The sequence below is a fragment of the Acidimicrobiia bacterium genome (assembly GCA_040902765.1).
Classification (GTDB): domain Bacteria; phylum Actinomycetota; class Acidimicrobiia; order Spongiisociales; family UBA11373; genus DATKBG01.
In genome coordinates this window covers 38,864-54,279 of sequence record JBBDWO010000025.1, presented here as the reverse complement: position 1 = coordinate 54,279, position 15,416 = coordinate 38,864, and the positions used below count along the sequence as shown (strand labels likewise).

Genomic DNA, 15,416 nt, shown 5'->3' with positions numbered 1-15,416 from the left:
CGATCTCAGATCGACTAGCCCTCCATCAGGTCCACGCGGTACCAACCCTCCATGTTCCAGGTCAGTGCGGAGGACGACGGGTTGTGCTTGAAGCCACCAACCGTATCAGCCCACACGGCACCCGGATCGAGGCGCTGGTAGAGCGGGTAGATCACGACGTTATCGGCCAGGAGCTGTTCGAACTCGTTGAGATACCCAATGAGTGTGTCCGTGTCGATCGTCTCGTTCATCAGGTCACGCAGCTCACCGCTGCGCGCCGTGGCCTCGTTGTTGACGAGACCCGGACCCTGGTTGAACACATCCTCTTCACCCTCGACGGCGGGGGTGCCCCAGCGGTAGTTGTTACCACCGAGCGGGGGCGGACCCTCAGGATCGAAGAGGTCGTGGATGCCGATCAAGCCGGCGAAGCCGGGGGTACCGACCCACGCCCACTCGCCCAGGTCCCAACCACCTGAGTCGAGCGTCTCTCCGAAGAAGAGCGTGCTCGGCTCGAGCTGGATCTCGTACACCACGCCAATGGCAGCGAACATCTCGGCGAACAGCTCAGAGAGCTGCTCACGAGCGGCGTTGCCGGAGGTCGTGCTGAACACTGCGGTCACGGGCATGGCGTCACAGTCGACGCCTTCCTTCGCGCAGAGCTCTTCGATGTACCCGATCGCCGTAGCCGGGTTGTAGTCGTACTGGTCCCACGAACCCTGCGAGAGGGTCGGTGAGTACGCATCGACGTACGAGGACATCGGCTCCACCTGGCCGGCAAGGATCTCATCGACGATGAGCTGCTTGTCGATCGCGTGGGCCACGGCCTTGCGGTACTCGATATGAGCGTTGTACGAGTTCGGGTTACGGATGAGCGACTTCTCGGAGAACGAGAAGTTCAAGTGCTCCCAGATCGGACCCGACAGAACCTCGATGCGGGCGCCTTCGGCCTCCAGCGTCTGCAGGTCCTCGATCGTGGCGATCGCGGGCGGCGGGTTGATGATGTCAACCTCACGCTCCCTGAACGCGTTGATCAGGGTCTCGGTCGCCGGGGTGAACGGGAACAGCACGCTGTCCAGGTAGGGCAGCTGCTGACCGGTCTCCGCGTCGGTCCGCCAGTAGTTGTCGTTCCGAACGACCCGCAGGAACGAGCCCTTCTGCCACTCATCCAATATGAACGGACCACCCGACACCCACATGGAGTCGTTGTAGTCGTTCACGAAGTCGCTGCCTTCGACGTCATGCTTGGGAAGCAGGACGCCGAACAGGAACTCGAACTGAACGGTCGGTGCGGTCATGGTGTACTCGAACGTCTTCGGACCGACCACGATGGACTCAGGAATGATGTCCTCGTAGATGGTCTTGTCGATCGGCAGTTCGGGATCCATAATCGTGTCGTAGGTGAACCTGAAGTCGTCACCCGAAATGGGGACGCCATCAGCCCACTGAGCCTCTTCCACGATCTGATACCGAACGGTCATCGTCCCGTCCGCGTTCACCGTGACGCCACCGTTGGCGACGTTCGGCAGCTCGGTCACGACGATCGGGATGAGCTCGAGGGTGAATCCGTCCACCGTCGAGACTCCGGTCCAGTAGCTGTTACCGATGATCGAGACCACGAAGTTGTTACCACCCGGCACGAACGTATTCAGCGTCGGGGGCTCCTGGTCCTGGCCGTAGGAAACCTCTCCGCCATACGGCTTCTGGAAAGGTGCTTCGGTCGTCGTCGTCGGAGCAGCTGTCGTGGTCGGCGCTGCCGTGGTGGTCGTCGCCCCGCCGCCGTCGTCGCCGCATGCTGCGACTACGAGGGCGAACGCGAGGAGAAGACCGAGCCACGCCACATTGCGACGTTGCCACAGTTGTTTCAAGTGCATTCCTCCTTGTCGATTATGAAAGGGCCGCGTCAAGCCAACACCCACGCGAGCGCGAACGTCGTCGTCGCGAACAAGAGCGCCACCACCACCGTGAGCCTGTCCAGGTTTCGCTCCACCAGGGTCGACCCCGAGAGGCCGCCCGCCGGGCCCATGCCGCCGCCAAAGGCGTCGGACAGGCCACCGCCGCGTCCCGCATGAAGCAGGATCAGGCCGATGAGTGCGAGGGACAGGATCAGGTGTGTCGCGATGGCGACTGCTGCGATCAAGACGTGACCCTTCCATGACGCCGACCCACTTGGACGCGGGTCGGACAAATCAAGTATGAATGAGGCCACTACCAACCGCAAGTCGCGCTCAGAACTATCTTCCTGATGATTTCAGCGCGCTTTATGCTGCTCGGCGACCGCGCGAGCGGCAGCTTCGACCACCTCGGCCTCCGCCAGGTACTCACGCCGGGTGACTTCGAGGTCGTCGTCGAACTCGTACACCAGCGGGATGCCGGTCGGGATGTTGAGGGCAGGGATGTCCTCGTCGGAGATCCCGTCGAGGTGTTTGACCAGCCCCCGCAGGGAATTCCCGTGTGCGACGACGAGCACCTGCTCGAGCGCAACCAGGTCCGGGACGATGCGATCGTGCCAGTAGGGCATGAATCGCTCGATCACGTCGGCGAGGCTCTCGGAGGCGGGCACCTCCTCGGACGGCAGGTCGGCATACCTCGGATCGTGGCTGGGGTGTCGCGGGTCGTCTACGGCGAGTGGCGGCGGGGCCGTGCGGAACGATCGCCGCCACTCGAGCACCTGGTCGTCCCCGTACCGGGCCGCGGTCTCGGCCTTGTCGAGCCCCTGGAGATCGCCGTAGTGGCGTTCGTTGAGCCGCCAGTCCTTGACCTCGGGAATCCAGAGCCGGTCCATGGTCTCGAGGGTGTGGTGGGCGGTGGCGATGGCCCGGGTGAGGACCGACATGTGGGCGATCGCCGGTTCAAAGCCCTCGGACAGCAGGGACTCCCCGGCAGAGATGGCCTCGGCGACGCCCCGCTCGGTCAGGCCGACATCAGTCCAGCCGGTGAACCGATTGGCGAGGTTCCACTCGCTCTCGCCGTGACGCAGCAGGACGAGACAGGACGCCATCAGATGGCCTCCAGATGGCAGACAGCAGACAGCAGAAGGCCGAGAACCACTGCCGTCCGCCCTCTGCCATCTGCCGTCACCCAGGTGAGCATCACGGATTCAATCTCCTTTAGACCCAGTACCGCACTATTGCGGCGAACTGGTCGGAGTCGAGCGAGGCTCCGCCGACGAGTGCGCCGTCGATGTCCTGCTTGGCCATGAAGGCGGCGATATTGCCCGGATTGACCGACCCGCCATAGAGCATCCGGACGCTGCGCGATGCGTCGTGCCCGTGGCTGCTCTCGATCGTGGCACGGAGGTGGCCGATGGCGTCGGCGGCGGTGTCCGCATCGGCGGTCCTGCCGGTTCCGATCGCCCACACGGGCTCATAGGCGACCGCGATCCTGGCGACCGCCTCGGCGTCGAGGCCCTTGAGCGCCGTCGTCAGCTGGGCGGCGATCACGGCGTCGGTGCTGCCGGCGTCGCGTTCGACCTCGGTCTCGCCAACGGCCACGATCGGTGTCATCCCGGCGTCGAGGACAGCCCGCGCCTTGCGAGCAACAGTGGCGTCGTCCTCGTCGAAGAGAGCACGGCGTTCCGAGTGCCCGACGATCACCATGCGCACACCGAGGGCCGACAGCATCTTGGGCGCGATCTGGCCGGTGAACGCTCCCTCAGATCGCCAGTCGACGTCCTGGGCACCGAGACCGATGCGGAGATGGTCCGACTCGATGACGGTCTGGACCGAGCGCAGCGCGGTGAACGGGGGGCAGACGACGACGTCGACCCGGTCGTAGTCGCCAGGGTCGAGCCGGTAGGAGAGCTTCTGCACCATCTGGATTGCATCCAGGTGGGTGGCGTGCATCTTCCAATTGCCGACGATGAGATCTCTTCGCGTCATTGCTTGCCTCGCAGCACGTCGATTCCCGGGAGCGACCCGTGATCGATGAGCTCGAGTCCGGCTCCCCCTCCGGTCGACAGATGGCGCACCGTGTGCTCCATCCCCATCGACCGCAGGAACGCAACCGTATCGCCTCCGCCGACCACCGAGTACGCCTCGCCCGCCGCGATGGCGTCGGCCACGCCGCGGCTCCCCCCGGCGAACGGCCCCCACTCGGCGACCCCGAGCGGGCCGTTCCAGAACAGGGTGGCTGCACCACCGATGGCAGCGGCGAACTCGGCCGTCGTCTCTGGCCCGATGTCGAGCCCGAGATCCGATGGCTCCAATTCGGTCACCCGAGCCACCCGGTGTGGTGTGTCTGCCTCGAACGACTCCCCCACCACCAGATCCGTCGGAAGCACTATGCGATCGCCGTGGGCATCCATCAGGCCTCGTACTCGATCGACCATGCCATCCTCGATCATCCCCGCCCCGGTGGGCTCCCCCCGGGCAGCCAGCAGGGTGAAACACATCGCCCCGCCGACCAGGAGGCGGTCCACCCGCTCCACCAGCCGCTCGATGACCCCGATCTTCGACGACACCTTGGCCCCACCGAGGACGACCACGAAGGGCCGTGCCGGATCGTGAAGCAGGCGATCGAACGCCTCGACCTCGGCGAGCATCAGCGGACCTGCAGCCGACGGAAGGCGTTCGGCCACCCCGACCGTCGAGGCATGGGCGCGGTGGGCTGACCCGAAAGCATCCATGACGAAGCAGTCGGCGAGGGCGGCGAGTCTGTCGGCCAGGGCGGAGTCGTTCTTGGTCTCACCCGGCTCGAAGCGGGTGTTCTCCAGCACTACCACGGGATCGGCCGGGTCGCCGATCCGGCCTTCAGCCCGAGAGTGTTTGAGCGCCGAGTCGCCGACGACGTCGTCGGCCAGAGCCACCGGGAAGCCTCCCAGGGTCGCCAGGGTTTCGGCCACTGGGGCCATCGACAGGGAGGGGTCAGCGCCGGAGGGCCGCCCGAGATGGCTGGCCACCACAACGCGCGCTCCACGCCGCCTCAGCTCGTGGATCGTCGGGAGGGCTGCCACGATCCGAAAGTCGTCGGCGATCTGGCCGTCCTCGAGGGGTACGTTGAGATCCGCCCGGACGAGAACCACCCTGCCCGCCACGTCGAGCTGGTCGATGGTGGGGAGACTCACCGGACTCACAGAACCATCCGCGCTGGAACCTGCTCCGGGGGTGGCGGGGTCGACGTCGATCGACGATCGCGGGGCATGTGTCCTTCGCTCGGCGGGGAGCCAATCGTACTGCCCGTCGATCAGCCCCCGACGAGCCGCCGCAACACCGCAGCGAGGCGCGCCGGATTGTGTTGAGGATGGCCAGCGGCGGCATCGGCGACGTCGGCTCTCACCACCGCCGGGCCGTCGTCGAGGGTCGGGGCCACCAGGCCCTCGGGCACCTCGAGCGGACCGTCGTGAACGATGACCCGATCGGGTGGCCGCACGCCGGATACCCGCGTCAACTCGTCCACGTGGTCGGAGCCGGTGAGGCCCAGTGTCTCTCCGTCCTGGGTGGTGAGGTTCGCCACCTGGACGAGCGCTCCCGACGACGCGTTGATCGCCTCGACCACGCCGTCGACGACGAGCACGGCGAGCAGCGACGTGTAGAGACTCCCCGGTGCCAGGACGATCTGGTCGGCGGCGGAGATCGCCCGGAGCGCGGCGGGTGTGGCGGCTGCGGGCGGGTCGACCCAGAGGCGCTCGACATGCCCCCGGGAGCGGGCGATCGCCACCTGACCCCGGACCTCGGTGCCATCCACGTCGGCGCAGAGGGTCAGCGGCACCGACGCCGACGGAACCACGATCCCCCGGGCGCCGAGCATCGCCCCCACGGCATCGACCGCAGACTCGAAGTCACCCAACAGATCAGTCAGCGCGGCGAGGATCAGGTTGCCCAGCGAGTGGCCGGCGACGTCCCCATCGGCGAAGCGGTAGGCCACCAGGTCGCGCCACGGCGAGTCGGCATCGGTCAGGGCCAGCAGCGCACGCCGGACGTCGCCCGGTGGGGGCACCTCGAGTGCCGGCGTGAGGCGCCCCGAGGACCCACCGTCGTCGGCGACGGTGACGATGGCGGTGACCGCGCCGGCGTAGGCGGTCACCGCCTCCAACGCCCTCGCCAGTCCGTGCCCACCACCGATGGCCACCACCACCGGACCATCGGAGGCGATCAGGTCGATCTCGGCGAGCAGTTCCAGCTCGGGGCGAGGTGCCGTCATCGATCGAGATCCCGGTGGGTCACCGTCACCGTCACGCCATCCCGGCCCTCCAACCACCGGGCCAACGCCTCCGCCAGGGCCACCGACCGGTGGCGGCCCCCGGTGCACCCCAAACCGATCGTGAGATAGGCCTTTCCCTCCCCGCCGTACCGGGGCAGGAGGAAGGCGAGGAGATCCTCGACTCGCTCCAGGAAGGCGGTGGCGTCGGGAGTGTCGAGGACGTGACGGACCACCGGCTCGTCGAGTCCGGTGAGGGGCCGAAGATCGTCCTCCCAGTGCGGATTGGGGAGGAATCGAACGTCGAACAGCAGGTCGAGAACCCGGGGAACCCCGTGCTTGAAGCCGAAGGACTGGACTTCGATGCGCAGCGTGCTGTCGCCGCCGAGATCGGCGAGCATCGTCTGAACGTGGGCGCGCAGGTCGTGGACCGTGCGCGCCGAGGTGTCGATCACCAGGTCGGCCTGTGCCCGCATCGGCGTCAGGGCATCGCGTTCGCGAACGATCGACTCCTCCAGCGTGCTCCCCTCGACCGGATGGGGGCGGCGGGTCTCCTCGAAGCGTCGAACCAGCACAGCGTCGTCGGCGTCCAGGAACAACACCTGGGTCTCGATCCCCCCGGACCGGATCGCCTCGAGCTCGTCGGACAACGCAGCGAAGTCGAGCCCGCTACGGGCATCCACCACCGCCGCAACCCGGTCGCGGCCCCGGTCCGGTCGCATGGCGCGTTCCACGACACTCCCGACCATCTCGGCGGGGACATTGTCGACCACGAACAGTCCCAGGTCCTCGAGCGCCTTGGCGGCGAGAGAGCGGCCCGCACCGGACATGCCGGTGATGACGACCAGCTTCGCCGTCATGTCGTCTCCCGCGTTCCGGAGGGTCGGTCCCCCACGAGGACGGAGTGGAGGTCGGTGGCGACCCGTGCCGGTACCACAGAGGCGAGTTCGTCCACGGTGGCCTCTCGCATGCGCTTGATCGACCCGAAGCGTCGCATGAGGGCCTTCCTCCTCTCGGGACCGATTCCGGGAACGTCGTCGAGGACCGACCCCACCATACGGCGGCTGCGCAGCGTCCGGTGGTAGCCGATGGCGAAGCGGTGGGCCTCGTCGCGAATCTGCTGGAGAAGGTGGAGCGCGGGCTCCCCGCGAGGAATCCGGAGCGGCTCGGGGCGGCCCGGCACGTAGACCTCCTCGAGTCGCTTGGCCAGGCCGACCACCGGAATGTCGAGGCCGAGGGTGGCGAGTACGGAGACGGCTCGGCCCAGCTGCCCGGCTCCTCCGTCCACGAGCAGGAGCGACGGCGGATAGGCGAACGAACCGCGTTCCTCGACCGGCTGTCGGCGCTCGGAGAGGTGAGCGGTCAGTCGCCGGGTGAGTACCTCCTCCATCGCCGCAAAGTCGTCCTGGCCGGAGACGCTGCGCACCTTGAAGCGGCGGTAGTCCCGCCGCTTGGGCAGTCCGTCCTCCATCACCACCATCGACCCCACCGTGTCGGTGCCCTGGATGGTGGAGATGTCGTACGCCTCGATGCGCAGCGGCGGGTCTGGCAGGTCGAGCCGCTCCTGCAGGTTCCGCAGTGCAGCAGCACGAGCGTTGTGGTCGGAGGCTCGCTTGAGCCGGTGGCGCTGGAACTCCTCCTCGGCATTGCGGCGGGCCGTCTCCATCAGCCGACGCTTCGCTCCCCGCCGCGGGACGCGCAACGACACGGCACTCCCCCGTCGATGTGCCAGCCACGCCTCCCAGATACTTGCGTCGTCGGGGAGCTCCGCCACCAGCACCTGCTTCGGGGGCTGGCCGTCCCCGTAGGCATCCTCGATCATCCGACCGATCAGATCGGCGGTGGCCAGATCCTCGACCTTGTCGATGATGGATGCCCGGCGCCCCACCACTCGCCCATGGCGAATCGTGAGCACCACCAGCGCCGCTTCCAGGTCGTCCTCGGCGATGGCGAAGAGGTCGAAGTCCTCGCGGTTCGACGACACGACCTCCTGGGTGGCGAGGGCCCGTTCCACCGCGGCGATGCGGTCGCGAACGCGTGCCGCCCGCTCGAACTCGAGCGCCTCCGAGGCCGCCTGCATCTCGGCCTGGAGGGTGGCCACCATGGCGTCGCTGTCCCCATCGAGGAAACGGGCCAGGCCCTCCACGTAACCGTCATAGTCGGCACGGTCGACCGCACCGACGCAGGGGCCCGAGCAGCGCTCGATGTCGAAGAGCAGACAGGGGCGGCCCCGCGCCTCGTGGCGACGGAACTTGGTGTCGGAGCAGGTCCGCACCGGAAAGGTTCGCAGCACCAGGTCGAGCGTCTGTCGGATGGCGTAGGCGTGAGCGTATGGCCCGAAGTAACGATTGCCCTTGCGGTGACGCCCGCGCACCACTGCGGCGCGGGGCCACTCGTCGGTGTCGGTGAGGACCAGGAAGGGATACGACTTGTCGTCGCGGAGCCGGATGTTGAACCGGGGCGCGTGCTGGTGGATCAGCGTGTACTCGAGCATGATCGCTTCGACCTCGGTGGCGGTGGAGATCCACTCCACCGACGCCGCCGCTTCGAGCATGGCGCGGGTCCGCACCTCGTGATCACCGACGAAGTAGCTGGTGACGCGCTTGCGCAGCGACTTCGCCTTTCCGGCGTACACCACCGCGCCGTGGTCGTCGCGGAAGAGGTACGCCCCTGGGGCGTTGGGGATCTCGTTGGGAGAGGGCCGCTCGACCATGAGACGAGTGTACGAACCGGCCGGGGCCGTGCCCGCCGCTCAGCGGCATCACATCAGGCCGCCGTGGACGCAATAGAGGAGCACCGGGGCCCGGAGGCGCGCTTGGACTGCTCGACGCCTTACGGAGATCCGCGGGGTCAGCTCTTCCCCGTCCAACTCTTCCGGCCGGTGAACGGCTCGCGGCGGTCGCCGCCTGTGGGCTGCCGGAGGATCTCGAAGGGGCCGTCGCCGGCATCGATCCATGACCCGCCGGTCCCGCTGACCTGCATCTTCCACTGGGCCTGACAGTTGCACGGGCCGTGCCCGCCGCAGCCGTTGGCCTCGCAGTTGATCGGTGTCAGGTCGACCTGGATCTCCAGGTTGTGCTTCAGGTCACCCTCGATGTGGGCGGTGACCCGCTCGGTCGTCGGATAGACGGCGACGGGCACGATCTGCCCGGCGTCGATCTCGACGTCGTTTTCGATCGAGACCAGCAGGTTGTCCTGCTCCAGAGCGTCGCTGGCGATGTCTTGCTCGGAACGCTCGTAGGTGCCCCGATCCCTCTCTGCATGGTCGTGCCCGTCCCACGGCGGCCGGGGCACCGGGCCCTGCCCGTCCCCGGCGCGGGGCGACCGCTCCAGCTCGTCGGGGTCGGTCCCGGTCATGTCGGCCACCCCGGTGAACAGGTTCCCCGGGCCCATGATCCACCCGCCGATGAACCCGAAGGCGTTCAGCTCCACCGGGCACGGGTCGCCGGCGTCGTTGGTGCACTCGTGGGTGGCCAGCACGTGGAGCTGGCTGCCGGCCTCCGCGCTGTAGAGGTTCTTGTACTCCGGGCAGCCCGGCTCGAGCGTGATGTCGACGTCGGTGATCTCCCGGTGGTACAGGTGAGCGGCCACCTCCGGGGGCTCCTCGCCCTGGGCCCGCTGCCAGTACCCGTCGTCCGAGGCCAGGTCGGCCTGCTCAATGGAGTCGCCCAGCCCCTGCATCCAGTCGAGCCTCCCCGCCGGGCCACTGCGGGCCGAGGTGTTGGCCTTCAGGTCTACCCAACGCCAGTCGTAGTCGAAGTCGGGGATGCGGAGGCGCTCGGCCCCGGCGTCCTGGCGGCCCCGCGCCGCCTGCACATGGGTCTTGACGTCGGTGGTCACCCGGACCACGTACTTGCAGCACAGATGCTCGTGCATGGCGGGCTCGCGCAGCGGGATCTCCCGGGTGCCGTCGTGGAAGTAGAGGCCCCATCCGCAGGCGGCGTGCTCGTCGATCTCCTCGCCGTACACCACCGGCGGCGGCGCGTCGCGCGGGTCGTCCTCGCCTTCCCCGGTGGTGGTGCGCCCCCTCTCCCGGGTTGGTCCGAAGCGGTAGATGTCCTTCTCGTCCTCAGACTGACTTTGCGACCGGTACCACAGCCACCACAGGAGCAGGAGGATGAAGATGGCGATGAGGATGGCCACCACGACCAACGAGGTGCCGCCGGCCCCGTCCGCCGGCTCCTGGGCGACCACGGTGGTGGTCACCGCCATGGTCGTGGTGGTCGCTGGCGGTTCGATCTCGGTACCGGTCGCAAGGTCGTAGACCGGGATGGACCCACCGAAGGAATACGGATCGCCGGTGACCACATCGCTGGAGGTGACCCGGAACTGGTCGGTGCGCGATTGGAAGGGACTCGACTCCTCGACCAGGAAGCCCGACTGCACATAGATGACCCCGTCCCCTCCCTGGAACGGGAGATCGGTGCCGATGACGATGTCACCGGCGTCGGTGACGATCGCAGGGAGACCCGGTGAGGCGGTGCGCGACCCGCTCTCCTCCTTGAACGTCTCGTCCATGCCGTCGTGGGTCTGGAATCCGAAAAAGATGGTCGGACTCTCGTCGAGCGGGGCGAAGCCGACGAGGAAGAAGTCGCTGAAGGGGTCCGACGGTGGGCCGCCGTCCCATGGCTCCCTCGGCGTCAGCCCGAACCACATGTTGCCGTCGGGGCCCTCGAGCACCTGCGCCGAGGTGAAGTCGAGCATGCCCGGGTAGCCCGGGGTCAACACCCGGGTCCTGCCCAGGTAGGGGAAGAAGCCGTTGGCGTCGAGCGGGACCGACGGCGCCGTCACCACCCGATGCCCCTCGGGCGGGAAGCCGGCGGTGCGCACGTCGAGGGCGAACCGTCCCTGGATGTCGGCGCGCCCCTCCGGGAACGTGTTCTCGTCGACCTCGAAGCCCATGACGATGGCGTTGCCGTCGACGAAGGCGAACCCGTTGTGCTCCTCGGTGATGATGCTGCCGGAGGAGAACGAGTACACGTCGAAGGCGGTGTCTTCGAAACCGAGGCGCAGACTCATGACGAGAGAGCCGTTGTGCCAGGTGTCGTCGGGGTACATCTCGTGCGCCTGCCACTTCTCGCGGCCCGGGACGTCGAGCACCAGGTCGAACTGGGCGAAGTAGCTCCGATCGAAGTCGAAGGGGATGTCGTCGCCCATGACGAACGTGCCCACCAGGTAGGTGGCGTCTACACGGGGTCCGCCGAGCGACCCGGGACCCAGGAGCATGCCGTTGATCTCGAAGCCATCCGGGTAGAGGGTCACGATCTCCGGATCGGTCCACCGGACGTAGTTGACGCCCAGCATGATCGGCTCGGTCCACGGAACCTCGTCGAGGTCGAGCGTGGGAGGAACCGAGGCGTCGCCGCCGATGCCGAAGGGGCTCCAGTTTCCATCGACCGAGACCAGACCGCGGTCCCACTCCGGGACCGCGTCGGTGTCGAACCCGAGCCCGCCAACGAGGATCCGTTCGAGGGGCTCACGCGTGATTCCGGATGCATCGGAAGGAGTGAGCCCCGAAGGGAGGACGAGCGCGAAGACCAGGGCCAGAGCCAGCGCCAGCGTGCCGCCGGTGACCCTGGTGGCGGCGATGCGTCGTGGTCGGATCAGGTCCCACTCCCCAGTGATGATCGGGCGACGGTAGGAACTTCCGCCGATGCTGTCAACGGTCAGCCGGGCCGCACCCACCTGGCGCCGAGCAGGCGTGGCACCTCTGACTGCACGGCGAAGAGAGGGTCCGCACCGTGCGGGTCGTAGCCCACCTCCGTCATCCTCTGCAGCGCCCAGCCAGCGCTGGCGGCCGCGCTCATCAACTCCGACAACGACCGATGGTGGAATCGGACGGTGCCATCGCCCGCCGGTTCGTCGGTGTGGGTTCCGCTGAGATAGGAGCCCCAGCGCCAGAGCACCTCGCCGTCGTCCGGATCCAGGAAGGGTCCCGACCCGGGCGCGGTGAGCAGGGGGTGGTTCACCACGAGGACGAGCGCTCCCCCGGGTCGGGTCACCCGGTGTGCTTCGGCCAACAGGCGACCTGCGTCCTCGACGTGCTCGAGGACGAGGACGATGGCCACTCCGTCCACGGCGCGGTCTCGGATGAATCCCAGCTCCGGCATGAGTCCCACCACCGTCGGCGAGTGGTCGGCAGCCCGGCGCGCCAGGGCCACCGAGGCATCCATTCCGATGGCCGTAGCACCGACGCCAGCCAGCTCACGGAGCAGCGGGCCTTCGCCGCAACCAAGGTCCAGGTACCGCTCTCCGGGCCGCGGGTCGAGCAGCGCCAGCGCCAGCGGCAGCACCTGTGTGCGGTAGACAGGGTCGGAGGCCGACTCGCCGATCCACCAGTCGGCGAGGTCCCCCGACCACCCCGTCATCCCGCCAACACCTCACTCAGGAACTTGCCCGTGTACGACCCGGAGACGCGGGCGACGGTCTCCGGAGAGCCCTCGGCGACCAGTCGACCGCCCTCACCGCCGCCTTCGGGTCCCAGGTCGATGATCCAATCCGCCGACTTGATCACATCGAGGTTGTGCTCGATGACCAGGACCGTGTTCCCGCTGTCTACCAGCCGCTGGAGCACCCCGAGCAGTTTGCGCACGTCCTCGAAGTGCAGGCCGGTGGTCGGCTCGTCGAGGATGTAGAAGGTGCGGCCGGTGGAACGCTTGCCCAACTCGCTGGCGAGCTTGACCCGCTGTGCCTCGCCGCCCGACAGGGTCGGTGCCGACTGGCCGAGGCGGACGTAGCCGAGCCCGACGTCGTACAGGGTCTGCATCACCCGCGCTATGGGCGGCTGATGCTCGAAGAAGGTGAGCGCCTCCTCGATGGACATGTCGAGCACGTCGGCGATCGAGTGCCCCTTCCACAGGACCTCGAGGGTCTCCCGGTTGTACCGCCGTCCCTTGCAGGCGTCGCAGGCGATGTACACGTCGGGGAGGAAGTGCATCTCGATACGAATCGTTCCGTCGCCGCTGCACGCGGCGCACCGACCGCCGGCCACGTTGAACGAGAACCGCCCCGGTTGGTAGCCGCGAGCCTTGGCCTCGGGAACGGAAGCGAACAGGGCTCGGATCCGGTCGAACACCTTCGTGTAGGTGGCAGGGTTGGAGCGTGGGGTACGCCCGATCGGCGACTGATCGATGTCGATCGCCTTGTCGATGTGCTCCAGGCCCTCGACCCGACGATGGATCCCGGGCAGGTCCCGGGATCCATACAGACTGGCGCGCAGCGCCTTGGCCAGGACCTCGCTCACCAGGGACGACTTGCCGCTCCCGGACACGCCGGTCACGGCGACGAACACTCCGAGGGGGATGTCGACGTCGATGTCGGCGAGGTTGTTCTCGGCGGCCCCGACGATGCGCAGCACCCTCCCGTCCGGCTGGCGGCGCCGCTCCGGCGTGGTGATCTGCCGGCGACCGGCGAGATAGTCGCCGGTGATCGAGGACGGTTCGGCGACGATGTCGTCGACGGAACCCTCGGCGACGATCCGGCCGCCGTGCTCACCGGCGCCGGGGCCGATGTCCACGATGTGGTCGGCGGTGCGCATGGTCTGCTCGTCGTGCTCGACCACGATGACCGTGTTGCCCAGGTCGCGCAGCCTGATCAGCGTCTCGATGAGGCGATGGTTGTCGCGCTGATGGAGCCCGATCGAGGGCTCGTCGAGGATGTAGAGAACACCGACGAGACCGGAACCGATCTGGGTGGCGAGGCGGATTCGTTGGGCCTCGCCACCGGCGAGGGTCGCCGCACCGCGCGCCAGCGTCAGGTATTCCAACCCCACGTCGAGGAGGAACTGGAGCCGCGCCAGCACCTCCTTCACGACCGCCTCGGCGATGGCCTGGTCCCGATCGTCCAGCTCGAGCCCCTCGATGACCGTACGAGCGTCTCGCAGCGGCAGGATCGAGAGATCGTGGATCGACCGATCTCCCACGGTGACGGCGAGCGAAACCGGATTGAGGCGGCCCCCGCCGCAGTCGTCGCAGGGCACGAGCCGCATGAACTGCTCGTAGCTCTCGCGGGCGCTGTCGGTCTCGGCGCTCTCGTGGCGACGGCGCAGCCATGGGATCAGGCCCTCGTAGCCGGTCTGGTATTTGCGCTCCCGGCCGAAGCGATTGGTGTAGGACACGGTGACCTGCTCGTCGCCGAACCCTTCGAGTACTGCGGTCAGCGCCTTCTTGGTCAGCCTCTTGAAGGGCGTGTCCATCGAGAAGCCCACCTCGCGGGCGACCCCTTCGAGAACCCGCTGGTAGTACGACGATCGGTGGCGCCCCGCCCACGGGACGATGGCGCCGCCCGCCAGCGACCGCTCGTCGTCGGGCACGGCCAGCCTCCAGTCGACCTGGAAGCGGGTGCCGAGGCCGTTGCAGGTCGGGCAGGCCCCGTAGGGGCTGTTGAACGAGAAGTTCCGGGGCTGGAGCTCCTCGAACGACAGCCCGCAGTCGTCGCAGGCGAGGTGCTGACTGAACGTGATGGTCGGGCCGTCGACGATGTCGACCACCGCCATGCCCCCGGCGAGTCGGAGGGCCGTTTCAAGCGAGTCGGTCAGCCTGCGGGTGATGCCGTCGCGGCGCACCAGCCGGTCGACCACCACTTCGATGCTGTGCTGGTAGTACCGGTCGAGCTTGATGTCTTCGGTCAGATCACGCACCTCACCATCGATCCGGACCCGGCTGAAACCCTCCTTGCCGAGCTCCTTGAGCATCTGCTCGAACTCCCCCTTGCGGCCGCGGACGATCGGGGCGAGCACCTGGAACCGGGTGTCCTCGTCGAGGAGCAGGATCTGGTCGACGATCTGCTGCGGGGTCTGCCTGGCGACGCGACGCCCGCACTTCGGGCAGTGAGGCACGCCGATGCGGGCGAAGAGGAGGCGGAGGTAGTCGTGGATCTCGGTGACGGTTCCCACCGTCGACCGCGGATTACGGCTCGATGTCTTCTGGTCGATCGAGATCGCCGGCGACAATCCCTCGATGAACTCGACGTTGGGCTTCTCCATCTGGCCGAGGAACTGGCGGGCATAGGCCGAGAGGCTCTCGACGTAGCGACGCTGCCCTTCGGCGTAAATGGTGTCGAAAGCGAGGGACGACTTCCCCGAACCGGATAGCCCGGTGAAGACGATCAACTTTTCCCGGGGTAGGTCGAGCGAGACGTCCTTGAGGTTGTGCTCGCGCGCGCCCCGGATGACGATCGAGTCCGACGACACGGCCAGCGTCCTCCATGATGGTGACCGGCATGATACCGACAGGGGGTGTCGCGAATTCCACCGGTGGGATTAGGTAGCTACCGGCTGCCGGCTGCCAGCCAGAGAGGACTCG

General features: G+C 67.6%; 11 protein-coding genes. All 11 read right to left on the bottom strand.

Annotation, left to right across the window (positions count from 1 at the left end):
- Window positions 1–14: 14 nt before the first annotated feature.
- A complete protein-coding gene (locus tag WEA29_06845; GenBank protein ID MEX2323472.1) occupies window positions 15–1,850 on the bottom strand; it encodes an ABC transporter substrate-binding protein in 1,836 nt (611 codons plus the stop codon).
- A 29-nt stretch (window positions 1,851–1,879) separates the two neighbouring features.
- Window positions 1,880–2,116 carry a preprotein translocase subunit SecG gene (gene secG / locus WEA29_06840; GenBank protein ID MEX2323471.1) on the bottom strand — a complete coding sequence of 79 codons (237 nt, stop codon included), beginning with the start codon at window positions 2,114–2,116 and terminating at the stop codon, window positions 1,880–1,882.
- A gap of 111 nt (window positions 2,117–2,227) precedes the next feature.
- Window positions 2,228–2,977: a 2,3-diphosphoglycerate-dependent phosphoglycerate mutase gene (gene gpmA / locus WEA29_06835; GenBank protein ID MEX2323470.1), complete on the bottom strand. Its 750-nt coding sequence runs from the start codon at window positions 2,975–2,977 to the stop codon at window positions 2,228–2,230.
- 109 nt (window positions 2,978–3,086) lie between these two features.
- Complete coding sequence (gene tpiA / locus WEA29_06830; protein ID MEX2323469.1) at window positions 3,087–3,857, bottom strand: triose-phosphate isomerase; 771 nt, start codon at window positions 3,855–3,857, stop codon at window positions 3,087–3,089.
- Window positions 3,854–5,041 (bottom strand): phosphoglycerate kinase, encoded by a 1,188-nt coding sequence (locus tag WEA29_06825; protein MEX2323468.1) that lies wholly within the window; start codon window positions 5,039–5,041, stop codon window positions 3,854–3,856. The genes tpiA and WEA29_06825 overlap by 4 nt, the downstream gene beginning before the upstream one ends.
- Window positions 5,042–5,160: 119 nt before the next feature.
- The gene (locus WEA29_06820; GenBank protein MEX2323467.1) at window positions 5,161–6,117 is read right to left on the bottom strand and encodes a gluconeogenesis factor YvcK family protein; all 957 of its coding nucleotides are present in this window, start codon (window positions 6,115–6,117) and stop codon (window positions 5,161–5,163) included.
- The gene (gene rapZ, locus WEA29_06815; protein ID MEX2323466.1) at window positions 6,114–6,974 is read right to left on the bottom strand and encodes an RNase adapter RapZ; all 861 of its coding nucleotides are present in this window, start codon (window positions 6,972–6,974) and stop codon (window positions 6,114–6,116) included. The genes WEA29_06820 and rapZ overlap by 4 nt, the downstream gene beginning before the upstream one ends.
- A complete protein-coding gene (uvrC, locus tag WEA29_06810) occupies window positions 6,971–8,827 on the bottom strand; it encodes an excinuclease ABC subunit UvrC (protein ID MEX2323465.1) in 1,857 nt (618 codons plus the stop codon). The genes rapZ and uvrC overlap by 4 nt, the downstream gene beginning before the upstream one ends.
- A 137-nt stretch (window positions 8,828–8,964) precedes the next feature.
- Complete coding sequence (locus WEA29_06805) at window positions 8,965–11,799, bottom strand: hypothetical protein (protein ID MEX2323464.1); 2,835 nt, start codon at window positions 11,797–11,799, stop codon at window positions 8,965–8,967.
- Entirely contained in the window at window positions 11,781–12,482 is a 702-nt protein-coding gene (locus WEA29_06800; protein MEX2323463.1) for a methyltransferase domain-containing protein, read from the bottom strand. Before WEA29_06800 ends, WEA29_06805 begins: the two co-directional genes overlap by 19 nt.
- Window positions 12,479–15,304, bottom strand: coding sequence for an excinuclease ABC subunit UvrA (gene uvrA / locus WEA29_06795; GenBank protein ID MEX2323462.1), 2,826 nt, complete (start codon window positions 15,302–15,304; stop codon window positions 12,479–12,481). The genes WEA29_06800 and uvrA overlap by 4 nt, the downstream gene beginning before the upstream one ends.
- Window positions 15,305–15,416: the final 112 nt, after the last annotated feature.